The organism is Streptomyces sp. BL1 (assembly GCF_057628045.1).
In genome coordinates this window covers 7,385,109-7,406,495 of sequence record NZ_JBXYWZ010000002.1, presented here as the reverse complement: position 1 = coordinate 7,406,495, position 21,387 = coordinate 7,385,109, and the positions used below count along the sequence as shown (strand labels likewise).

General features: G+C 71.4%; 19 protein-coding genes. 5 read left to right on the top strand and 14 right to left on the bottom strand.

Annotation, left to right across the window (positions count from 1 at the left end; all coding sequences use genetic code 11):
• On the top strand, positions 1-1,326 hold the full coding sequence (locus AC3AGO_RS32515) for a glutamate-1-semialdehyde 2,1-aminomutase (protein WP_487823863.1): 1,326 nt from the start codon (positions 1-3) through the stop codon (positions 1,324-1,326).
• Between the two features lie 139 nt (positions 1,327-1,465).
• Here AC3AGO_RS32515 and AC3AGO_RS32510 read toward each other — a convergent pair whose 3' ends face one another.
• Positions 1,466-2,176 (bottom strand): phosphatase PAP2 family protein, encoded by a 711-nt coding sequence (locus AC3AGO_RS32510; protein ID WP_487824894.1) that lies wholly within the window; start codon positions 2,174-2,176, stop codon positions 1,466-1,468.
• Positions 2,177-2,403: 227 nt separating this feature from the next.
• On the opposite strand from AC3AGO_RS32510, the gene AC3AGO_RS32505 reads away from it, so the two are divergent.
• Positions 2,404-2,925 carry a hypothetical protein gene (locus AC3AGO_RS32505; protein WP_487823862.1) on the top strand — a complete coding sequence of 174 codons (522 nt, stop codon included), beginning with the start codon at positions 2,404-2,406 and terminating at the stop codon, positions 2,923-2,925.
• A gap of 24 nt (positions 2,926-2,949) precedes the next feature.
• Here AC3AGO_RS32505 and AC3AGO_RS32500 read toward each other — a convergent pair whose 3' ends face one another.
• The 6 genes from AC3AGO_RS32500 to AC3AGO_RS32475 all read right to left on the bottom strand — a co-directional run bounded on the left by AC3AGO_RS32500 (position 2,950) and on the right by AC3AGO_RS32475 (position 9,017).
• Positions 2,950-3,225, bottom strand: a complete 276-nt coding sequence (locus AC3AGO_RS32500) for a hypothetical protein (RefSeq protein ID WP_487823861.1) — start codon at positions 3,223-3,225, stop codon at positions 2,950-2,952.
• A 319-nt stretch (positions 3,226-3,544) separates the two neighbouring features.
• The gene (locus tag AC3AGO_RS32495) at positions 3,545-4,111 is read right to left on the bottom strand and encodes a TetR/AcrR family transcriptional regulator (protein WP_487823860.1); all 567 of its coding nucleotides are present in this window, start codon (positions 4,109-4,111) and stop codon (positions 3,545-3,547) included.
• Between the two features lie 586 nt (positions 4,112-4,697).
• A complete protein-coding gene (locus tag AC3AGO_RS32490) occupies positions 4,698-5,264 on the bottom strand; it encodes a peptidase dimerization domain-containing protein (protein ID WP_487823859.1) in 567 nt (188 codons plus the stop codon).
• The gene (locus AC3AGO_RS32485; protein ID WP_487824893.1) at positions 5,264-5,512 is read right to left on the bottom strand and encodes a 5'/3'-nucleotidase SurE; all 249 of its coding nucleotides are present in this window, start codon (positions 5,510-5,512) and stop codon (positions 5,264-5,266) included. Before AC3AGO_RS32485 ends, AC3AGO_RS32490 begins: the two co-directional genes overlap by 1 nt.
• 437 nt (positions 5,513-5,949) lie before the next feature.
• Positions 5,950-6,978: a hypothetical protein gene (locus AC3AGO_RS32480; RefSeq protein ID WP_487823858.1), complete on the bottom strand. Its 1,029-nt coding sequence runs from the start codon at positions 6,976-6,978 to the stop codon at positions 5,950-5,952.
• A 620-nt stretch (positions 6,979-7,598) separates the two neighbouring features.
• The gene (locus AC3AGO_RS32475; RefSeq protein WP_487823857.1) at positions 7,599-9,017 is read right to left on the bottom strand and encodes a DUF2252 domain-containing protein; all 1,419 of its coding nucleotides are present in this window, start codon (positions 9,015-9,017) and stop codon (positions 7,599-7,601) included.
• A gap of 355 nt (positions 9,018-9,372) precedes the next feature.
• On the opposite strand from AC3AGO_RS32475, the gene AC3AGO_RS32470 reads away from it, so the two are divergent.
• Positions 9,373-10,734, top strand: a complete 1,362-nt coding sequence (locus AC3AGO_RS32470; RefSeq protein WP_487823856.1) for a cation:proton antiporter — start codon at positions 9,373-9,375, stop codon at positions 10,732-10,734.
• Between the two features lie 295 nt (positions 10,735-11,029).
• Complete coding sequence (locus AC3AGO_RS32465; RefSeq protein ID WP_487823855.1) at positions 11,030-12,568, top strand: hypothetical protein; 1,539 nt, start codon at positions 11,030-11,032, stop codon at positions 12,566-12,568.
• 111 nt (positions 12,569-12,679) lie between these two features.
• Here AC3AGO_RS32465 and AC3AGO_RS32460 read toward each other — a convergent pair whose 3' ends face one another.
• Positions 12,680-14,053, bottom strand: coding sequence for an MFS transporter (locus tag AC3AGO_RS32460; protein WP_487823854.1), 1,374 nt, complete (start codon positions 14,051-14,053; stop codon positions 12,680-12,682).
• A 448-nt stretch (positions 14,054-14,501) separates the two neighbouring features.
• Here AC3AGO_RS32460 and AC3AGO_RS32455 point away from each other — a divergent pair, with 448 nt between their 5' ends.
• Positions 14,502-15,248, top strand: a complete 747-nt coding sequence (locus tag AC3AGO_RS32455; protein ID WP_487823853.1) for a DUF1838 family protein — start codon at positions 14,502-14,504, stop codon at positions 15,246-15,248.
• Positions 15,249-15,370: 122 nt separating this feature from the next.
• Here the strand turns inward: AC3AGO_RS32455 and AC3AGO_RS32450 are convergent, their stop codons facing one another.
• From AC3AGO_RS32450 to AC3AGO_RS32425, 6 genes are all read right to left on the bottom strand, one after another.
• On the bottom strand, positions 15,371-16,066 hold the full coding sequence (locus AC3AGO_RS32450) for a DedA family protein (RefSeq protein WP_487823852.1): 696 nt from the start codon (positions 16,064-16,066) through the stop codon (positions 15,371-15,373).
• Positions 16,063-16,413 (bottom strand): hypothetical protein, encoded by a 351-nt coding sequence (locus AC3AGO_RS32445; protein ID WP_487823851.1) that lies wholly within the window; start codon positions 16,411-16,413, stop codon positions 16,063-16,065. The genes AC3AGO_RS32450 and AC3AGO_RS32445 overlap by 4 nt, the downstream gene beginning before the upstream one ends.
• 78 nt (positions 16,414-16,491) lie before the next feature.
• The gene (locus AC3AGO_RS32440) at positions 16,492-17,265 is read right to left on the bottom strand and encodes an SDR family NAD(P)-dependent oxidoreductase (protein WP_487823850.1); all 774 of its coding nucleotides are present in this window, start codon (positions 17,263-17,265) and stop codon (positions 16,492-16,494) included.
• A gap of 108 nt (positions 17,266-17,373) precedes the next feature.
• On the bottom strand, positions 17,374-18,306 hold the full coding sequence (locus tag AC3AGO_RS32435; RefSeq protein ID WP_487823849.1) for a LysR family transcriptional regulator: 933 nt from the start codon (positions 18,304-18,306) through the stop codon (positions 17,374-17,376).
• A gap of 149 nt (positions 18,307-18,455) precedes the next feature.
• Positions 18,456-19,835, bottom strand: coding sequence for an MFS transporter (locus AC3AGO_RS32430; protein WP_487823848.1), 1,380 nt, complete (start codon positions 19,833-19,835; stop codon positions 18,456-18,458).
• 63 nt (positions 19,836-19,898) lie between these two features.
• Positions 19,899-21,311, bottom strand: a complete 1,413-nt coding sequence (locus AC3AGO_RS32425; protein WP_487823847.1) for an aspartate ammonia-lyase — start codon at positions 21,309-21,311, stop codon at positions 19,899-19,901.
• Between the last annotated feature and the right edge of the window lie 76 nt (positions 21,312-21,387).

The window sequence follows — 21,387 nt, the reverse complement described above, 5'->3', positions numbered from 1 at the left end:
ATGGACAGCGAAGAGTTCGGACTTCCCCTCTCGCGGGCGGCGAACGAGCGGCTGCACGCCATGATCCCCGGGGGCGCGCACACGTACGCCAAGGGCGACGACCAGTACCCCGAGGACCTGGCCCCGGTCATCAGCCACGGCCGCGGCGCCCACGTGTGGGACATCGACGGCAACCGCTACATCGAGTACGGCTCGGGGCTGCGGTCGGTCAGCCTCGGCCACGCCCACCCGCGCGTGAACGAGGCCGCGCGGCGGGAGATCGACCGCGGTGGCAACTTCGTCCGGCCGTCCGTCGTGGAGGTCGAGGCCGCGGAACGCTTCCTGGCCACGGTGCCGACCGCGGAGATGGTGAAGTTCGCGAAGAACGGCTCCGACGTCACCACCGCCGCGGTGCGCCTCGCCCGCGCCGTCACCGGACGCCCGCGGGTGGCCATCTGCGGCGACCATCCGTTCTTCTCCACGGACGACTGGTTCATCGGCACCACGCCGATGTCCGCCGGCATTCCGGCGGCGACCACCGAGCTCACCGTGGCCTTCCCGTACGGGGACCTGGCCGCCACGCAGCAGTTGCTCACCCGGTACGAGGGCGAGGTCGCCTGCCTCATCCTCGAACCCGCAGGGCACGCCGAACCCCCGCCCGGCTACCTCCAGGGCCTCCGCGAACTGGCCGACCGGCACGGCTGCGTACTCGTCTTCGACGAGATGATCACCGGCTTCCGCTGGTCCGAGGCGGGCGCCCAGGGCCTGTACGGCGTCGTGCCCGACCTCTCCACGTTCGGCAAGGCGCTGGGCAACGGGTTCGCCGTCTCCGCGCTGGCCGGGCGCCGCGAGCTGATGGAGCGGGGCGGGCTGCGGCACTCCGGCGACCGGGTGTTCCTGCTGTCCACCACCCACGGTGCGGAGACGCACTCCCTGGCAGCCGCGATGGCCGTACAGACCACCTACGCCGAGGAGGGCGTCACCGCGCGGCTGCACACCCTCGGCGAGAAGCTGGCCGCCGGTGTCCGGGACGCGGCGGCGAGCATGGGTGTCGGCGAGCACATCGTCGTGCGGGGCCGGGCCAGCAACCTGGTCTTCGCCACCCTCGACGAGAACCGTCAGCCGTCGCAGCAGTACCGCACCCTGTTCCTGCGCCAACTCCTCGCGGGCGGAGTGCTGGCCCCGTCGTTCGTGGTGAGCAGCGCGCTCGACGACGCCGACATCGACCGCACCGTCGAGGTGGTGGCCCAGGCATGTGCGGTGTACCGGAAGGCACTTGACGCCGCCGACCCGACACCGTGGGTGGGCGGCCGGGCGGTGAAGCCGGTGTTCCGCCGGCTGGCCTGAGGCGCTGCGGTACCGGTCGCACGGTGACGGTGCGCCCTGTCAACGACGCAGCTCCGTACGGTGCTTGGCCGTATGGTGGGCCGGTCGATCGGCGACAGTCCGGCTTGTCAGCGGACCGCCATGCGGCCGGTCGGGCCGGTCAGCCAACCGTACGGTCGGCGGGCCGGTCGACAGCGCTGCCGTCGACGTTCGCCCGATCCGCGAACCGGTCCGCCGTACGGTCAACGAGCCACGCCGTCACCGGCACCACTGCCAGCCCGGTGCACCAGCCGCCCAGTACGTCGGTCGGATAGTGCGCCCCCAGCGCGACCTGCGCCCACCCCATCGCAGCACCCGCAACCACCGCCGCGGCCAACGCGATTGACGCGCCGGCCTTCCCGCCGGGCTCGGCCCGTCGTCCGACCGCGAGCAGCACGACCCCGAAGGCGAGCGCGGCAGCGAAGGCGGTGTGCCCGCTCGGGTAGGACAGGTTGGCGTCACCGTGGATGGTGCGCCCCACCACGTACTTGAGCACGGTCGTCGTCCCCACGGTGGCCACCGCGGCGGCAACGACGAACACCGCCGCGCGCGGACCTCGCAGCAGCAGGCAGCCCGTCACGGCGACCGCTATCAGCGCCACCGCCCCCACCGGCTCCGCCAAGAAGTCCGTGGCCAGCGCGATGCACCGCCAACTCCCCCGCACGCTGTCGTCCGTCGGGTCGACCAACCACCTGTCCATCGCACCAGGTTGACCCTCACCCGCATACAGCAGCCCGAGCCCGGCAACCACCAGCGCGGCGACCAAGGCCACCATCCCGAGCCACACCCGTAACCCCGACGGCAAGACCGCGGCCACCGACCGCCCGTTCAGCCGATCCACCACGCCCCCTCGACTTGTCCCAGCACGCCCGGATCCTCCCCGATCGCCACCCTAGCCGAGACCTCAACTCCGGCCGCCGCGGTCGAGTTCCGGCACGCCGCGGTCGAGTTCCGGCACCGGCGGAATCACTTCCGTCGGCCTGTCCGTCCTGGCGACGCTCCACGAGGGCGCCTTGTGGGAACACTCCCGGAAGGGCTCATTCCGGGAGGCGGGACGCCATGACGTACACACCTCAGGCCGGCGACTTCGGTCTCACGCAGATCGAAGGTCGCGTCGGGAGACTCATCAGGCTCGGTCAGTGGCTCAACGGCGACGGATTCGCCGACTACCAGCACGCATTCGTGCACGTGGGAGACGGACAAGTCGTCGAGGCCATGCCGGGCGGGGCGACACGGGCGCCTCTCGCCAAGTACGAGGCAGCGCGGGTGGCGTGGTACCGCTGCCCGCCCGCGAACGCCTCGGCCATCTGCGACGAGGCCGTGGCGCTGATCGGTACGCCGTACAGCTTCGTCGACTATCTCGCGCTGGCCGCCCTGCGCCTCAAACTGGCCCGCTCGTCACGCCTGCTGCGCAACTATGTGTCCGACAGCGGCCACTTGATCTGTTCGGCCCTGGTGGACCGGGCCTACGAACGCGGCGGGGTGAACCTGTTCACCGACGGCCGGCTGCACGGCGACGTGACCCCGCTCGACCTCTACCACCTGATCCAGAAACAACAACACGAGACCGACGCCGCGTGACCGCACCGCGGGCACCCCTGTCACTCACTGGCCGTCACCCGCCCTCTCCCGGCTGGCCGCCCCATACTCCGCGGCCCGCTTCACCAGGCGCTGCCTGAAGCGGTGCCAGACGTAAACGACGGGGACGACCACGGCGAGGATCACCCACTCACCGGCGTTGTCCGGAATGTCGAAACTACGCCTGCCGTCCCCGGGGTCGCCGGTTATCAGGTCCGCAACGAGACACAGGCCGACCGCGACGACAAAGAGCAGGAAGCCGTACGCGGGCCGCCGTTTCGGCCGTTTCAGCTTGAGGGGCAACGTCCCTCACCCCCGAAAATCCGTACCGGCCGTCCCATGCCCGCGTCTCCGTTTCCGTCTGCTCTCCTGGCGATGAATCCGGGGGACCCTAGGAGAGCGCTCAGAGGAGCGGAAAATCGATCAAGGAAACTGTCGCACGGCTCACGTACGTCCTGCGGGACCGGTCAATTCCCCGCCGGGTGGTCTTCACGGCCCGCCCTGAGCATCGGAACATCGACCCCGGCGCCAATTCACCTGCGCCCGCGAGATGTTGCCGAATTCGGCGCGAACAGCCGGAGCACGCAGCGGAGAAACACGGCACGGCCAACCCGCCCCACCGCTACTTCAACAGCCCGCCGGCGATGTCGCGGGCCTCGGCCAGGAGGCCCTCGGCGTGGATGGCGTGGTGGGCGAAGGCTCCCTCCAGGAGGAGGAAGAGGTGGCGGGCCAGGCGTTCGGGGGTGGCCGTCGCGGGACGGTCCTCGGCGATGAGCTCGCCGAGCCGTTCCTCCACGGAGGTCTTGTGGTAGCGGATGATGCCGTACGCCGCGTGGTCGGCGGGCAGTTCGGCCGCCGCGTTGAGGAACGCGCAGCCGCGGCCGACGGTGCGGGCGTCCTCGGCGTACATGTCGAACACGGCCAGGGCGCGGGGCCGCTCGGCGGCGGCGAGGCGCTCCTCCAGCCGCCGCCACCAACGCGAGTGACGGTTCTTCAGGTAGGCCGCGACCAGCATGTCCTTGGAGCCGAAATTGTTGTAGAGAGTGCGTTTCGTCACACCCGACTCGGCCGCGATGGTGTCCACGCCGACCGCGTGGATACCCCCGTCGTAGAACAGGTCCGACGCGACCAGGAGTATTCGCCGCGCCGCCGGGGTCAACTCCGCCGCGTCGGCCACTACTTGTTCCATGAGCGGCCCTTTGCCCTTCATTGACCTTCACAGGCCTGTGTAGCTAGTCTGAATCGCGAAAGTTATACAGGTCAGTATAGGGGGTTGGTTGTCATGTCGAGGTGGTTCCGTAACGCATTCGCGGTTCTTCGTGACTTCGCGCGGGCGGTGGATGCCGGCCACGCGATCCGTCACGGTTCGCCCGTCTCCAAGTACGCGCAGCAGCACTGCTACACGACGGCGAGCTGACCGCTCCTCGTATCCACCCCGACGGCCGTTCCGCGGCCACGGGAAAACGCCCGGCCCGGTTTCGTCCGGCCGGGCGTCACACAGTGAGGGGCCCCGGAAGCGTTCACGGGTGCTGGGCACAAATCGGCAGCCTTCCCGTTCCGGGGCACGCACTTGATGACGGCGCCCCCGCAATTCGGCCCTGGCCCCGTACCACCGGCACGATCGCCTCGCACCGCGCGACGCCACCGCTCGACGCCGCCACCACCCCGAGAGCCGTCCGAGCGCCGTCCTGGTACTGTCCGACCGCCGTCCGCGACCCGCCAACGCGCCTGCCCGGCCGCGACGTTCGGCCGTCGACGATCTCTCGACGGATCCGCTACCGCGAACACCACCACCGGCCCCCGTACTCACTGGCCGGGTCGGTGCCCCCGAAGTGCCAGAAGACGGAGGGGCATTGGGCTGCCGCGCCGAGCAGGCCGAAGTCCTCGCTGCCGCCCAGCGGCGCGCCCAGCTCGTGCACCAGCGTCCCCGTGGCGGACAGCGCTTCCATCACGCGCGGTGTGGCCTGCGGGCTGTTGAGGGTGAGGGGGAAGCTGTCGTACGTCTCCACCGCGGGCGGCCTGGGCGTACCGGATGCCTCGGCCTCGCAGCGGATGACGCGCCGTACGGTCTCGAGCGCGTCCTCGCGGGCCTGTTGGCCGTACGTACGCAGGCTGAGGAGCAGTTCGGCGCTGTCCGGAATGATGTTGGCGGCGGAGCCGGCGTGCAGGGCCCTGGGGGTCAGCACCGTGGCGGGGGTCCGCGAGGCCTGGCGGGCGGAGTAGGTCTGCAGCCGCAGCACCACGGCCGACGCCAACACCACCGGGTCGACGGCCTGGTGGGGCATGGAGGCGTGGCCGCCCGCGCCGTACAGGGTGACGCGCAGGCTGTCCGCCGCGGCCATCAGCAGCCCCGGCCGGGTGGGTTGATGCCCGAGGCGACGAGGTCGGGCCTGGCCTGCCGGAAGACGTGCTCGACGCCGAAGGTGACCGCGTCGCCAGGTGTGCCGGTGACCGACCAGATGCCCCGTTCGGCCTGCCGCGCGCGAACGGTGGCGTCCGGCGAGAGCGTCATGCCGGTGCGGCCGCTCTGGTCCCCGTCCGGCGCGACGATCACCGCCTGCTGCCCCGCGTCGCGGAGCGCTGCCTGCAGCTAGCGGATGTACGGGTGACGGTAACCGTCGTCGTTACTGATCAGAATCCGCAACGGACGGTCGGACTGCTGCGTACGGAGGGACTCTTGCGTGGGCCCCAACTCATCACCCTCCTACGACTGTTGGGCTGTGGCCGGACCCGATCCGGCTACCAGGACGGTCGCAGCGGTCACGCTGCCGAGCACAGCGAAGGCTTGTCGTTCCGGCGGCCTGCGTTCCGCTCATGGTCGAGCGCGCTCGGGGAAATCGCTCACGGCGTTCACAATTCGGCGCACCGTGTCCTTCGACGGCGGGAATATGCGTCGGCAGACGGACTGCCGGATGACTCGCCGGTGAAAAGCGTCACACCGCCACCGGAGTCAGGATTCCGGGAATGCAGCGCGCCCTTTTACGGCGCATGCGAGGGCGGCATTCGACAACGCGGCGGCGCGGACCGTCAGGGACGGCGCAGCCACCAGGAGACACCGTGGCCGACCGCCACGTAAATCACCGCGGGCAGCCCGTAGTTGAGGACGGCGCGCAGAACGTCGTTGTCCATGGTGAAGATGTTCTGGGCCCACCCGCCGAGCCAACCGGCCAGATCCCGTACGAACTCCACGAAGGGATTCGCCTCGTTGGCATCGAATACGTACAGCAGGATCCACAACGCCAGGAAACCGGCGGCGACATCCGCGAGGGGCTGGATGACGAAGGCCGCACGCCGGGCGGCGGTTCCGCCCTCGGATCTTTGACTGCCGGAACTCGGGTCATCCGCCGCGGAATCGGGGCCGGGCCGGTACGGCGACGCCTCCTGAGCAGGCCCCCGGCCGGGAGCATTGACCGGGTTCCCGTATCCCGGAACGGGGCCGCCCGCCGGGTTCGCATATCCGGCTGCGGGACCGCCCGCCGCATCCCACGGAGCCGGGCCGCCCGCCGGGGGCGCGCCGGCCGTTCCGTGCCCGTACCGGGCGTATTCGTAGCCCGGCGCCGGTGCGTTGAAGGCGTACGCATCACCCGGTCCCGGCACGTTGGAGGGGTACGTATAGCCCGGCCCCGGCACGTTGGAGGCGTACTCGTAACCCGGCCCCGGCACGTTGGAGGGGTGTGCATGGCCCGGTCCCGGCGCGTTCGCGGGGTATTCGTAGCCGTACCGCCCCGGCCCGTAAGCATCCGCAGGGCTCCCGTGAGCGGGGCCCGGAGCGTGCGCCGGATTCCCGTAGCCGGAGCCCGACATGCCCTGGTCGTACATGCCCTGGCCGGACATGCCGGAGCCGGACATGCCCTCGCCGTACATGCCGGGCGCGTACATGCCCTGGTCGTACATGCCCGGGTCGTAGGCGGGGCCGGGGTCCTGCCGAGGGGCTCCGGGGCCGGGGCCGTACGGCAGATGTCCGGGGCCGGGAGTGTGCGGCGGGTACTCCGGGCCGGGGCCGCCCTGGGGGTGGGTGCGGCCATGGGGTGGCTGCGCGGGGTCGGTGTTGCTCACGGGGTCCCAATCCGGCGCGTGTCACGCCTTGGCTGCGAAAAATGCGGCCACGGCCGATGCCTCCCCGGGGAACTCGCACCGCGGCCCGTGGAGCGATGTGCGTGCCCACATTCCTTCTGCGCTGCAAAGCCGGCCGGGCGTTACACATGCTTCTCGATCTGCCCCTTTTCGGAGTCCGCGAGAAAGTCTGACTGGTTTCTCCTGCGAGAGTGACGCGTGATCACACTCCGGCGCTGAGAAGAGTGCGCCGACTGGTCATCGGCGGCAGCGGAAGAGGTTCCCACGTCCCCCGTTCCTCGGTCCGCTCCTGCGGCGCGAGTGGCAGCGGTGTCCGCGCCACTCGCGCCGCAGTCCATTCGGAGAATGGGGGAAGCCGGGGCCGGCCACCCCCCACAGGAGGCGACCCCGGCTGAGCGAAACGTATCAACGTCTCGCCTCTCCCTCAGCGGCGAGAGCTTCCAGAACGTTACCCGGCACGACAGGCCTTCAGAAGAATTCGTCGCCCGGGTCAATCAATATGCGGCCCGCGCCACCTTCCCCCGCACATTTCCTGCACAAGGAATCGGCCGGTAATTCATCTCCCTCACCGCACGCGCCGCTCTTCCTCCTCGTGCCCGGGGTCAGTCAGTCACCGTAGCGATCCGTCCGTCCTTCGCCGCGCGTGCGAGGGCGTCGTGGTCCCGCTCGTTCTGGTCGGCGTACAGCTCCGCGAACTCCGCGACCGCGTGGTCGAAGGCGTCGCCGCGGCCCAGGTAGGCGGCGATGGCGATGCGGTCGCCGGAGCGCGCGTGGCCGCGGGCCAGCGCTTCGCCGCACACCCGGCCGAAGAGCCGCATGGTCCTGGGCACCATGACATCGGCCTGCGCGATGGCCTTCCAGTCCCGCATCTGGCGTACGTAGAAGTCCCGCCGCTGCCCGTCGATGCCGTCGGCCCGCTCCCAGCCCAGGAAGATGTCGCTTGCGGCCTGCATCAGGCGCTGTCCCTCCACGACCCGCTGCCCCTGGTGGGAAAAGGCGCCGGGCGCGGTGTACTTGGCGAGCACCGACTGTCCGGCCTCCTTGGCCTGCAGCAGCAGCGGGTCGTTCTCGTCCCTGCCCAGCAGGAGGATGATCCAGCACCGGGTGCCGACGCTGCCCACGCCGACGACCTTGCGGGCCATATCGACCACGCGGTACTGCTGCAGCAGCGACCTGCGGTCCGAGGAGAGGCTGCGTGCGTAGTGGTCGACCAGGGACCTGAGTTGCTGGTCGAGCCGGTGCCGTGCGGTGTCCGGCAGCAGGTCCTGCAGGGGCACCACCAGCGGAGGGTCCGCCGCGATGCGCAGCTCGCCGTCCACGCGCCGGGTGAGTTTGGCGGAGGCCTGGAGGTGGTCCCGGGTGCGGGCCTTGGCGAGCGTGCGGGAGAACCGCTCGCGGGCCCCGCTGTCCAACTCGCCTGCCAGCGCCGCGTACAGCTCGTCCGCGTCGGTGTGCGTGTACCACACCTCCAGATGGCGCATACCGGCCAAGGCGGCCATGGACTCGCGGTAGGCGCGGACGGTGCCGCGTACCACGGCCGAACGCTGCTTGGCGGAGAAGCCGTTGCCCCGACCGGCGACGGCGAAGCTGGCCGCCAGCCGCTTGACGTCCCATTCCCAGGGCCCGGGATGTGTCTCGTCGAAGTCGTTGATGTCGAACATCAGGTGCCGCTCGGGCGAGGCGAGGAGACGGAAGTTCAACAGGTGGGCGTCGCCGCACAGTTGGGCCGTGACGCCGGTGACGGGCGTGGTGGCCAGATCCGCGGCCATGAGTGCCGCGGAGCCGCGCAGGAAGCGGAAGGGGGACTCCAGCATCCGCCCGTAGCGCAGCGGCACGAGTTCGGGAAGGCGAGTGGCGGAGTGCTCCTCCAGCACCGCCACCGGGTCCGGCCTTTCGGGCCCGGTGGCGAAGTGCGCATGGCTGTCGCGTGGCACACGGGCGCGAACCGCCTTGCCGTGCGCTGCACGCTCCGCCGCCGTGTGAAGACTGCTCCCGGTCCAGGTCATGGCCAACGCCCCCATTTTCGACAGGAGTTCACAGACGGCCGGCGGACGTACGGAAACGTCGCCGGACGGCAGGCGCCGGTCCGCTCCCCCGGGCGGCTCCGGGCCCGCCGCGGATTCGACTGTGCCGTCCGCTCGTCCGCGGAGCATCACACGACGGAGGTGAGCCACGAGTTCACCCGCCGGGTGTGTGGCCGCGGGCGCTCCGCGGAGCGACGGTGGAGCTCCGGCTGTCACGGAGGCAGGCGCGAAGACACTGACGGACGCGGGCAGTTCGGACGCGGGCAGTTCGGACACGAGCAGTCCGGGGCCCGAGCAGTCCGGGACGCGGCCGTTGTCGGTGACGGTTCACATCGAGCACAGGGAGCGGCTCATGGAGGCACTGGCGGGGCTCGTCGTCGCCGTGGTGGTGGCGGCCTATGCGCTGTTCTCCTCACGGGCGGCCGTTTTCGCGGTGTCCGGACCGATGGTGTTCGTCGCGGCCGGTGTCGTGCTGGGCCCGCTGGGCATCGGCATGATCAGCGCCGAGCGCGATGTGGAGGCCGTTCAGGTGCTGTTCGAGGCGGCGCTGGTACTGGTGCTGTTCGGCGACGCGGCCGCGGTCGGCGCCAAAGACCTGCGCCGGGGCGGCTTCGTGCCATTGCGGCTGCTCGCCATCGGACTGCCGCTCACCCTCGCTTTCGGCTGGCTGGCCGCCTGGCCGCTGATGCCGGACCTCGGCCTGTGGCAACTCGCCCTGATCGCCGCCGTGCTCGCGCCGACCGACGCCTCGCTGATCCAGCCCGCCATCACCGACCTGCGGGTACCGCCTCTGATACGTCAGGGGCTGAACGCGGAGAGCGGACTCAACGACGGGCTGGCCGTGCCGTTCTTCGTGGTCTTCCTCGCCGCCGCGGGAGGGAGCATGCACGAGGCCGAAAGTCCCGGCGTGGGCGAGGTGTTCGCCCTCGCGCTGGTGGCGTCCACCGTGTGCGGGGCGGCTCTCGGCGCGCTGGGCGGGATGACGCTGGCGTGGGTGCGGCGACGCGGCTGGGCCGGCGGGGAATGGCTGCGGATCTTCCCGGCCGCGCTGGCGCTCGCCTCCTTCACCGCCGCCGACGCCCTGCACGGCAGCGGCTTCATCGCCGCCTGGGTCGCGGGCCTGGCCTACGCCACCGCGGTACGCCGCAGCGCGTCGCGGGACACCGCGGCCGGTGACACCAAGGCCACCACCGGCACCGGGGGCGGGGCCGAGACCGGGGCCGGGGCCGACACTCCCGCGGTGCCCGTCTTCACCGGCTTCACCAATCAACTCGGGGCGCTGCTGGCGGTGTTGTCGTACTTCGCCTTCGGCGCCGTGCTGCTCGATCCCGCGCTGGAGGACCTGACCTGGCAGATGGCGGTGTACGCGGTGCTCAGCCTCACCGTCGTACGGATGCTGCCGGTCGCCCTGTCCCTGCTGGGCTCGGGTCTGTCCAGGCCCACCGTGGCGTACCTGGGCTGGTTCGGGCCCCGCGGTCTCGCCTCGATCGTGCTGGCGCTGCTGGTGTTCCAGGAGGACATTCCCGGCGGCGGTGAGGTGTCCGCGGTCGTGGCCCTGACGGTGGGGCTCAGCGTCGTGACCCACGGCCTCAGTGCCGGATACCTGGCCGCACGGTACGGCCGCTGGTACGACGCCGCTGCGGCGCGTGACCCCGCGCTGCGCGAGAAAGGCCTGGCACCCGGCCCCGGCGGGCAGACCGCTTCCCGGGACTGATCCGGGGCGAGGGCCGGGGGCCTCACCGGCCTGCCCGTGCCCCGGGGCCGCCGCGTACACGCCGTGGCCTCACCCGCGCGAGGTGAGGCGCCCGCCCGGCGGAACGTGGCGGGCATGAGCACGTACGGGCCGGGTCACGGCGGCGGCACCGGGGCGTCGATGGTACGGCGGAGACGGCCGCCGGCCCGTCGCCTCACCTTCCGCGGGTGAGGCCCCGCGGCGGAAGCTCCGCGACGGTGGCGGACACGGCGGAGGCGCTCCGCCCGGCAGGCGGTCCGACGAGGGGTGCGGCGCCATGAGCGGTGGCACGAACGGCGGTTCGGGCAGTGACGGCGGTCCGGGGGCGGACCCGGCCCCGGAGCACGGCGACCGGAAGCACGACGGGGGGCAGCGCCACGGAGCGGAGCACGACGGGGCGAAGCGTGCCGGAGACGGAGCGCCGCCCGGCCCCGGCGCCTCGCCGGACGAGCGGGCCCTGCGGGCCGAGGTGGAGCGGCTGCGTGCCGAGGTGGCCGGACTGCGCGACCGGTCGCGGACCGAGGCGCGGCGCCGCTCCCTGCTGCTCACCTTCCGCCGGGTCCTGGCCGCCGTACTCATCGCGCTCGTGGCGGTGTGCACCGTCAGCTCGGTGGTGGGCCTGTGGGGTGCGCGGACAACTCTCAACACCGACCGCTGGGTTGCGACGGTCGGCCCGCTCCCCCGGGACCCCGACGTCAACGCGGCCGTCTCCGCCTACCTCACGAAGCAGGTCTTCACCTCGCTCGACGTCGAGAAGCGGCTGAAGGACGCGCTGCCGCCCCGGGCGGCGTTCGTGGCCGGGCCCCTCACCGACCAGGTGCACACCCAGATGCGCACCCAGGTCGCGCGGCTGCTGAAGACCGGCACGTTCCAGGACCTGTGGCAGGGCGCGAACCGCCGGGCCCATGCGCGCATCGTCGCCGTACTGGAGGACCGCGACGAGAACGTACGGGTGCGGGGATCCACCGTCACCCTGAACCTGCTGCCGCTGGTCAACAACGCGCTCACCGCGCTGGAGGCCCGGCTGCCGCAGCTGTTCGGCAAGAAGCTGGACCTGCCGACACTCACCTCGGGTCAGCTGCCGGCCGGCCTGCACGAACGGGTCGAGAAGGCGCTGGGGGTGACGCTGCCGAAGGACTTCGCGCAGATCACCCTCTACAACAGGGACGAGCTCGGGCAGCTCCAGCAGGCCGTGCTCCTCTTCAAGCGCGGACTGGCGGGCCTGGTCGTCGGCACGGTCGTACTGCTCGGCCTGGCCCTGTGGATCTCCCCGGCCCGGCGGCGCACACTGCTGCAGCTGGGGCTGTGGCTGGTGGTGACGGTGACCGTGCTCACCTCCGTTCTGCGTGCCGTGCGGGACCAGTTGCTGGGCCAGGTGCCCGAGGGGATCTACCGGGAGGGCGCCCGTTCGGCGATGGTGCAGGTATTCACCATCCTGCGGGAACGCGGCGACCAGGTGCTGTGGTTCGGCATCGTCCTCGCCGTGCTGGCCTACGCGGTCGGCCCCGGCCGGCTGCCGCGCGCGGTACGCCACCACACCGCCCAAGGGGCGCGCGCCGTCCGCGTGTTCAGCGCCGACACCACCCGCCGGCTGGGATCCGCTACCGGAGTGCGGGAGTGGATACGGCGGCACGCCGACGTCCTGCGGGTCGGCGGGATCGTTGTGGCCGCCCTGTGCGCACTGCTGCTGTCCTCGTGGAGCGGCCTGCTCGTCGTCGCCGCCCTGCTGGCCGTGTACGAGCTCGCCGTCACGCTCCTGGCCCGGAGCTCCCCCACACCGAGCGACCCCCGCGAACCCGCACCGCAGCCCCACTGACGGACCTCGAAGGCCGGCGCGACGAGACGTCCGGCTCGGGGGCCGTGCCGGGACGAGCCGGCCCGACGTACGTGCGTGACCGCTGCGGGCCGGCTCGAAGCGGGCGCGTTTCTACGGCTTGGCCGCGCCGGCGGTCGCGCCGCTGGGCGTGGAGGTCGCGCTGAGCAGGAGGCCCTTGGTCTCCGGGGCGAGGCGGTGGGAGACGATGCCGCCGACGAGGCAGATGGCCGCCGCGATGAGCACCGTGCCCGCCATGCCGAGGGCCCCGACGGACAGCGGCAGCAGGAACGTGCCGGCGGCCGCGCCGACGCGCGAGGCCGCTGTGGCGAAGCCGACACCGGCTCCGCGGATCTCCGTGGGGAAGACCTCGCCCGGGTACACGCCCGCGAGCGTCGTGGAGACGGCGTTGGCGACGGAGAAGACGAGGAAGCACGCCAGGATGAGGACGGCCGAGGGATGGGGGACCAGGCCCACGACCGCCAGGGCGACGGCGGAGATCCAGAACGGCGGGACGGCGAGCTTGCGGCGGCCGACGCGTTCGACGAGCAGCACGGAGATGACCGCGCCGACGACCACGACGCCGTTGATGGCGAGTGCACCGGTCAGGCCGTTCTTGATGCCGAGTTGCTCCAGCACGCTCGGGGCGAACGTCCCGATGGCGAAGTACGGGGTGACGTTGCAGACCCAGAAGGTGCAGACGAACACCGTCGTCTTGAGGTGGTCACGGGAGAAGATCTTGCTGAAGCCCTGTGCCCCGGACGGTGTCCGGGTCCCCAGGTCCCGCTGTTCCGCTTCCTCCATGAACTCCTGCGCCACTGCCGTGGCTTCCTCGGTCCTGCCGCGGCTCATGAGCCAGCGGGGGGATTCCGGGATGCCCAGGCGCAGCAGCAGGACGAGCACCGACGGGATCGTGCTGAGGGCGAGGATGAGGTGCCAGTCGACCGACGTGGACGTCTGCAGGGCGTACCCGGCGGAATAGGCGATGAGATAGCCGATGTACCAGGCGACTTCCTGGAAGGCCAGCAGCTTGCCGCGCAGCCGCGCCGGCGAGAACTCGGCGAGGAGCGGCCAGCCGATGGAGTAGTCGGCGCCGATGGCTATGCCCATCAGGACGCGGACCAGGAAGAGTTGCCATGCCTCGCCGACGAAGAACTGGGCGACGGAGCCGACGAGGAAGACGAGGAGGTCGACCGTGAACATCGGTCGGCGGCCGAATCTGTCGGCGAGCCAGCCGCCGAGCGGCCCGCCGATGAAGATACCGATCAGCGCGGAGGCCCCGATGAGGCCCTCCCACGTGGCGGACAGGCCGAGGTCCTTCGTGATGGCGGGCATCACCAGGCCGATGCCGCCGAGAATGAACCCGTCGATGAACATGCCACCGGCGATCACGACACTGAGCCTGGTGAGGAACCGGGCCTTCTTGGGGGACAGCGGAGCCGGCCGGCCTTCGGGCACAGCGGTGGCGCGGGCAGAGGTCTGGGTCAAGGTATTTCCTGGTCCGGGGGTGAAGAGAAGCTGCGCCGAGGGGGCCCGGGCGGGTGAGGGAGCACGGAGGCTCCGCAGCTTCGCCTGGCCACGAAAACAACAGGTCGCCGTCACGAGGACACGACAGGTTGTCCGGCATTCGAACGCAGCGTCCGAGAACATGCCAGCCACAGTCGATCACCGTCAAATGCCGCGTGGCTGTGAGCCGCCCGGCACAGGCGCCCTGAGCTGCGGAATCTGTGGGGTACGCCACCCGCGGGACCGTCAGCCCCCGGCTCCGGGCGGCCCGTCGACCCGCCGACTCCGAGCGGTCCGGGCGGTCCGGCGGTCCGGCTCGTAGGGAGACGTGGCGCCGCTGCCCGGCGGAGCGGCCGATGCCGGCGGCTCCCCGTACCGGCCGTGGTGTTTCCCTCACGGGAGGGGCGGCGGGCCGTGCAGGGTGGGGCGTATGACGTCACCCGCAGAGCTGCTTCGTTCCTTCGCCCGCACCCGCGCCTCGCTCGACGGCGAGGAGGTCACGTACTGGTGGTCAGGAGACGTGTACTCCTGGGCCCCCGACGAGCCCTATCAGCGTGTCTTCGGCTTCGAGGGGCTCAACGTCGCCCGCCTCATCGAGGACGCCGAAGCCGGCCCCGACGCGTACCAACTGCTCACCCGCGAAGCCGCGTTCTTCCTGGACCCCGCGAGCCGCGAGATCCTGGAGACCTGGCAGGATCTGCCGGTGGTGCACATCTGGAACGACCCGGCGAACCAGAAGTGGCGCCCCTTCCCCGTCCCGGCAACCGAGTTGGGCGGGCAGGTCTGCTTCAGCCTGGAGATCCCGCTCTCGTACCCCTCGCCGCTGCCGGTGGCCGAGTATCCCCTCCACTCGGCCGGCGACACGTACAAGGCCCTGGAGTGCTTCCAGTTCTTCGCCGACCGCGCCGACCTGGCCGGTACGGCGCCCAGTGTCCCGGCCACCATGTCGTGGACGCGGATGTCGCCGTGGCTCCCGTGGATGGCCCGCGGTCAGCGGCCCGGCGGCCTCACCTTCCACTGCCGGGGCCGCAAGCTCGGCTCGTACGACGAGGTCCCCGAGCGCACCCGTGCCTATATCGCCGGCCGCCACCCGGAGTTCGCCCACGCCCCGGACAAGTGGAGCGAGCCGAACGAGACCAGCTGGACGTACTTCCGCAGGCTCAATCCGCCTAAGTAGCCGATCCGCCGAAGTAGCCGCGGCACCCGCCGAAGCCGTCCCGGCCGGGCGCGCGTGCCCTCGCCGGCACGGGTGCCCGGCGTCGGCGGGGCACGGTGAACCCGCCCCGCCGCAGAGCCTCTTCACACCCGCCCGCCGGCAGTCGTCGCGGTCTCCCGGCTCTCCGGCGCCGGCGGAGGCACCGGGCGGCTGCCCGTACCGTGCGTGCCGCTCGCTTGCTCCCGCCGCCGGCGGTGGGCCTTCGTCCACGCCAGTACGGCGCCCGCCGTCGTCGCGACCACGCCGAGTGCGGGGGCTCCGAGAGTGAACGTGCGCTGGAGGGAGGCCGCGGCGGCGTAGCCGCTACCGGCCTCGGCCGTGGCCCACACCACGGCGGCCGTCACGCTGTAGGGGGCGACGCGGCGGTAGGGCAGGCGGGTGGCGCCGGCGAGGTGGGGAGTGAGGGTGCGGACCACCGGGATGAAGCGGCCCAGGAAGACGGCGTGGCCGCCGCGGCAGTCCATGAGCGCCTCGGTGCGCTGCCAGACGGAGGCGGGCAGGCGGCGGCCCAGCCGCCCGGTGCGTACGCGGGGTCCCAGCACGCGACCGGTCCGGTAGGCCAGGAAGTCGCCGGCCACCACCGTGGACGCGGCGGTGGCGATCAGCCCGAGAAGGCTCAGCTGTCCGGTACGGGCCAGTCCGCCGGCCGCCAGCAGCAGCGTGAGCGTGGGGACGAACGCCCCGATGAACAGCACCGATTCGGCCAGGACGACCACCACGACGAGTGCGTAGGCACCGGCGGGAGGCACCTGGTCCAGGGCGCCGACGACCGCGATCAACGGGCTGCCCCGGCTGCGGGGCGAGGACGCGGAGCAGCGGGCGCGGGCCGCTGGAGCCGCCAGACCCTGGCGGGAGGCAGGTTGGCCCGCACGGTCCGGCAGCCGGTGGCGTACCGCCGCTGACAGCCGGCCAGATTCTCCTCCACGGCCCGGTGCCGGCGCGTCTGGGGGCCGGAGGCCGGCAGGGCGCGGGCCTGACGGGTGCCGGGATGGGCGAAGTAGGTCAACGTGTCCCCAGGGCGCAGGAGTTCGAGGTACCGCTCCATGATCACCTGGACCTGGTGAGGCGCGAAATCCGCGAAGGGCGGACCGGAGACGATGGCGTCGTAGGCCCGGTCGGCCTCCATGTCCTCGACGCGCCGGGTGAGGCGGCGGGCGGACCCCGCCCGGCCCGCCGCCTCGGTGCAAGATACGTGTCGCTGCGGTCAGTTGGAGGTCAGTCCGCCGTCCACGGCCAGCGCCGACCCCGTGGAGAACGAGGCGCGGTCGCTGCACAGCCACAGGGCCGCCTGGGCGATCTCGACGGGCTCGGCCATGCGCTTCTGCATCTGGCGGGCGACGAAGGCCGTCTCCAGCTCGGGGTAGTTCTCGACCGCTTGGTCGATCATGTCGGTGCGCGTGGTGCCGACGACGAGCGTGTTGATACGGATGTTGTGCGCGGCGTACTCGGCGGCCGCGGCCCTCGTCAGGCCGAGGACCGCGTGCTTGGCGGCGACGTAGGGCACGGGCGCTCCTGTGGCCACCATGGCCGCGCTGCTGGCCGTGTTGACGATCGCGCCCTTCCCCGCTTCGAGCATCACCGGGATCTGTGCGCGCATGCAGTTCCAGGTGCCGCGTACGTTGACGTCCATGGTGCGGTCGAAGACGGCCTGGTCGAGCTCGTGGAGAGGCGACAGGTCCGTGCCGGCGAAGCCCGCGTTGTTGAAGGCCGCGTCCAGTGCGCCGAAGTGTTCCCGCGTCGCGTCCACGGCGCGCTGCACGTCCTGGGCGTCCGAGACGTCACCCGCGCTGACGGCGGCCTGGGCGCCCGAGTCCCGTAATTCCCCGGCGAGTTGCTTCAGTACGTCCTCCCGGCGGGCCATCAGCAGGACTGCCGCTCCCTCGGCGGCGAACAGACGGGCTGCCGCCTCGCCGATACCGCTCGACGCACCCGTGATCATGACGGCCTTGCCGTCCAGCATTCCCCTTGTGTCACTCATATCGCGAGTAAAGCCCCTGCGGCCCCCGGGTGACACCCCAAGAGCCGGGCGGCACCGGGGAGTTGCCCACGGCCAGAGGCCGACGGCGGGCCCGGGCCCGGAGGGGCCTCAGCTGGCCGGCGCGGCAGGGTTCGTCTCGTGGACCAGGTGTCTGATCGCGTCCATGAGGGCGCGGGCCCGGGCGGTCTGGCGGATGCCGGTGGTCTGGGCGAGGACCAGGTCGAGCGGGGGGTGGTCGTTGGTGAGGGGGAGGGCGACGACCTCGCCGCCGCCGTACGTCTGGGAGGTCGCCGGGCGCTGGTTGAGCAGGGAGAAGCCGTGGCCCCTGGCGACGAGGGAACGTACGGCTTCGTAGCTCTGCGAGCGGTGGCGTACGACCGGTGTGGCGCCGGTGGCCTTCACCAGGGAGCGGAAGTAGTCGCGGCTGTAGGGCAGATCGAGGAGGACGAACGGCTCGTGCGCCAGCTCCGCCAGGTCCACCGCCTTCCGGCCGGCCAGCGGGTGGTCCGGGGCGACGATCGCGTGGGCGGGGACGTGCGCGAGGGTCTCCCGTGCGACGTCGTCGCCGAAGCCCAGGTCGTAGCTGAGGGCGAACTCGATCCGTCCGGCGCGCAGCGCCTGCTCCAGTTCCGTGGCCTCGGCCTCCGTGACGCTGACCTCGATTCCGGGGTGGCGCGTGGCGAACTCGTCCAGCAGGGCCGGGAGATGGAAGGGCGCGAGGGTGATGAAGCAGCCCAGGGCGACCGGCCCGGTGAGCGCGGTCCCGGAGTCGCGTGTCTCGTCGGCGACTTCCTGGGCGTGGGCCAGCAGCTTCCGCGCCTCGCGCAGCAGGCGCACCCCCGCGGTGGTGAGGGTGAGGCCCTTGGCCCGGTGCCGGATGAAGAGCTGGACGCCCAGGGCGTGTTCGAGGTTGGACACGGCGGAGGAGACCGCGGACTGGGCGATCACCAGCCGCTCGGCGGCGGCCGTCATGCTGCCGGTCTCGGCCGCCACGGTGAAGTAGCGCAGCTGGACCAGCGTGAATCCCACGGGCGTGCTCATGGAGCTCTTCTCTCCGTCCTCCGCGCATCAGTTTTTCAGTGAAACGCGCTCGCAATTCACTGCTTTACCGATGCTACGTGGCGCACTCCCGGCACCGCCTCACCCTCACGCCGATGCCGGTGCCGGTGAGACGGTGTCGTCCGGGCCGGCTAGCGGGGCTCCGGGACCCGGCCGTCGGACGCCTTCCCGGCCTCGCCGTCGGGCACGTCCTCGGGGCGCAGCAGGGAAGATCCTGTGGTTTCCCGGAGGGTGAGGGCGGCGACGAGGCCGCCGACGGCGAACACCATCAGGTAGATGCCGGGCAGCAGGGTGCTGCCGGTCGCGGAGATGAGCACGGTCATCAGGTAGGGCACCGTGCCGGCGAAGAGGGCGGCGGTGATGTTGTAGGCGATGGACAGGCCGCTCTGGCGGGTGCGGGTGGGGAAGATCTCCGCCGACCACACCGCGTACGTACCGAGGATCGCCGCCAGCACCACGCCGAGCAGCAGACCGGCGATCCAGGTCCCGGCGACTCCGGTCCGCATGAGGAGGAAGGCCGGGGCGGAGATGACCAGGAGGGCCGCTGTCGCCCCGACGAAGACCGGCTTGCGTCCGACGCGGTCGGACAGGAGGCCGAACGCGGGGACGAGCACCAGCCCCAGCAGCGAGATCGCGGTGGTCAGCAGGGCGGCGCTGTCGGCCGAGTGGCCGAGGTAGTCGGTCTCGTAGGTGACCAGATAGGTGAGCACCATGTAGAAGGGCACGTGCATGGCGGTCATCAGGCCCGCCGCCTGGAGCAGTTGGCGCTTCTCCGTACGCAGCAGTTCCCGTACGGGGCTGCGGGGGACGGTGTCGTTGGCTTCGAGTGCCCGGTACTCGGGGGTGTCCTCGATCTTGTTGCGGATGATGAAGCCGATGACGCCCAGCGGCGCGGAGATGAGGAAGGGGATGCGCCAGCCCCAGGAGGTCAGCTGCCCGTCGTCGAGTCCCGTCGACAGCAGCAGGAAGACGAACGAGCCGGCGAGGAAGCCGAGCAGGGATCCGACCTCCAGCCAGCTGACCCCGAATCCGCGGCGGCGCCGCGGGGCGCTCTCGGCGAGGAAGCTGGCCGCGCTGCCGAACTCGCCGCCCGCGGCGAAGCCCTGGACCAGGCGCAGCACGAGCAGGAGTACGGGCGCTGCGATACCGATCGTCCCGTAGCCGGGGAGCAGGCCGATCGCCAGGGTCGCGCCGGACATCATGAAGATGACCAGGGACAGGGTGCGCTTGCGGCCGATCCTGTCGCCGAGCGGTCCGAGGACCATGGCTCCGATCGGCCGGATGCCGAAGGACACGGCGAACACGCCGAACACGGCGAGGAGTCCGGTGGTGCTGTCCTCGGCAGGGAAGAACACGGTCGCGACGGTGCCGGCGAGATACGCGTAGGCAGCCCAGTCGAACCAGTGCACGAACACGCCGATGGCGCCTGCGGCAACGCTTCTGCGCAAGGCGACCGCGTCGGCGGCCGCTTCCGGCCCGGTCGTCGTGGCGCCGGTGTGAGAGGTGGTCATGCACGCCTCCTTGGGGGAAGGGGGAGAAGCCTGGGCTGTGCGGGTGCGACGGGGGCCGTGCCGTCAGAGGGCGGGCAGGCCGGTCAGGGAGGCGGGGCTGGTGAGTACGTGGAGTTCGGCCTCGGTCAGCAGGTCGCGCTCGCGTATCAGCTCCAGCGCCGGCCTGCCCGTATGGTGGGCCTCCAGTGCGAGGGCGCAGGCCGTCTCGTAGCCGAGCGCGGGGCTGAGCGCGGTGACGAGACCGGTGGACGCGGCGACGGTTTCGGCGAGGTGCTCCCGGTTGGCGGTGATGCCGCGTACGCAGTGTTCGGTGAGGACGCCGATGCCGGCGGTGAGGTGGTCGAGGCCGGCGCTCAGGCTCCGGTAGATGACCGGCTCGAAGGCGTTGAGCTGGAGCTGGCCGCCCTCCGCTGCGAGGGTGACGGTCACGTCGTTGCCGATGACCTCGAAGGCGATCTGGTTGACCGCCTCGGGGATCACCGGGTTGACCTTGCCGGGCATGATGGACGATCCGGCCTGCCGGGCGGGCAGGCCGATGTCGCCGAACCCGGCCTGCGGGCCCGAGGACAGCAGCCGCAGATCGTTGCAGATCTTGGACAGTTTCACGGCGACGCGCTTGAGCACGCCGGACAGTTGGACGAACACGCCGACGTCCTGGGTGGCCTCGATGAGGTCGGAGGAGGACACCAGCGTCGGGATGCCCGTCAGCCGGCGCAGGTGCTCCACCGCGCATTCGCGGTAGCCCGGGCGGGAGTTGAGGCCGGTGCCGATCGCCGTACCGCCGAGGTTGAGTTCGTGCAGCAGCAACCGGGCCTCCGCCAGCCGCTGTTCGTCCTCGGCGAGGGTGACGGCGAAGGCGCCGAACTCCTGGCCCAGCGTCATGGGCACGGCGTCCTGCAACTGGGTGCGGCCCATTTTCAGCACGTCGGTGAACTCGGCGGCCTTGGCGGCGAACGCCTCGCGCAACGCGGCCAGCGCGCCCAGCAGTTCGGCGATGTGCGCGTCGAGAGCCAGCTTCACCGCCGTCGGGTAGACGTCGTTGGTGCTCTGCCCGAGGTTGACGTGGTCGAGGGGGTGCAGCGCGGCGTACTCACCGCGGGAGTGTCCGAGCAGTTCCAGGGCGCGGTTGGCGATGACCTCGTTGGCGTTCATGTTGGTCGACGTGCCGGCGCCGCCCTGGATGAGATCGACCGGGAAGTGGTCGTGCAGCGCGCCGTCGCGGATCTCGGCGCAGGCGTCGGCGATCGCCGTCGCCAACGTGTCCTCCAGCGCGCCCACTTCGGCGTTCGCGCCGGCCGCGGCGTGCTTCACGGCCGCCAGGGCGCGGATGAGGTGGGGACGGGCGGCGAGGGTCTCCCCGGTGAGCGGGAAGTTGGCCACCGCACGCGCCGTGTGCGCCCCGTAGTAGGCGTCCACCGGTACGTCGACGTCGCCGAGCATGTCGTGTTCCACGCGGTGGGATGCAGTGTGTTCCACGCGGTGGGATGCAGCGCGTTCCACGCGGTGGGATGCAGCGTGTTCCACGCGGTATCCGTCGCCCGCCGCGGCGACC

Bases quoted from the DNA above. Each gene is read 5' to 3' on its own strand.
- AC3AGO_RS32475 (WP_487823857.1), bottom strand. From the start codon at position 9,017: ATGGGGGCGTTGGCCATGACCTGGACCGGGAGCAGTCTTCACACGGCG.
- AC3AGO_RS32465 (WP_487823855.1), top strand. From the start codon at position 11,030: ATGAGCGGTGGCACGAACGGCGGTTCGGGCAGTGACGGCGGTCCGGGG.
- AC3AGO_RS32445 (WP_487823851.1), bottom strand. From the start codon at position 16,413: ATGGAGGCCGACCGGGCCTACGACGCCATCGTCTCCGGTCCGCCCTTC.
- AC3AGO_RS32490 (WP_487823859.1), bottom strand. From the start codon at position 5,264: ATGGCCGCGGCGGACAGCCTGCGCGTCACCCTGTACGGCGCGGGCGGC.
- AC3AGO_RS32440 (WP_487823850.1), bottom strand. From the start codon at position 17,265: ATGAGTGACACAAGGGGAATGCTGGACGGCAAGGCCGTCATGATCACG.
- AC3AGO_RS32455 (WP_487823853.1), top strand. From the start codon at position 14,502: ATGACGTCACCCGCAGAGCTGCTTCGTTCCTTCGCCCGCACCCGCGCC.
- AC3AGO_RS32495 (WP_487823860.1), bottom strand. From the start codon at position 4,111: ATGGAACAAGTAGTGGCCGACGCGGCGGAGTTGACCCCGGCGGCGCGG.
- AC3AGO_RS32435 (WP_487823849.1), bottom strand. From the start codon at position 18,306: ATGAGCACGCCCGTGGGATTCACGCTGGTCCAGCTGCGCTACTTCACC.
- AC3AGO_RS32430 (WP_487823848.1), bottom strand. From the start codon at position 19,835: ATGACCACCTCTCACACCGGCGCCACGACGACCGGGCCGGAAGCGGCC.
- AC3AGO_RS32505 (WP_487823862.1), top strand. From the start codon at position 2,404: ATGACGTACACACCTCAGGCCGGCGACTTCGGTCTCACGCAGATCGAA.
- AC3AGO_RS32515 (WP_487823863.1), top strand. From the start codon at position 1: ATGGACAGCGAAGAGTTCGGACTTCCCCTCTCGCGGGCGGCGAACGAG.
- AC3AGO_RS32470 (WP_487823856.1), top strand. From the start codon at position 9,373: ATGGAGGCACTGGCGGGGCTCGTCGTCGCCGTGGTGGTGGCGGCCTAT.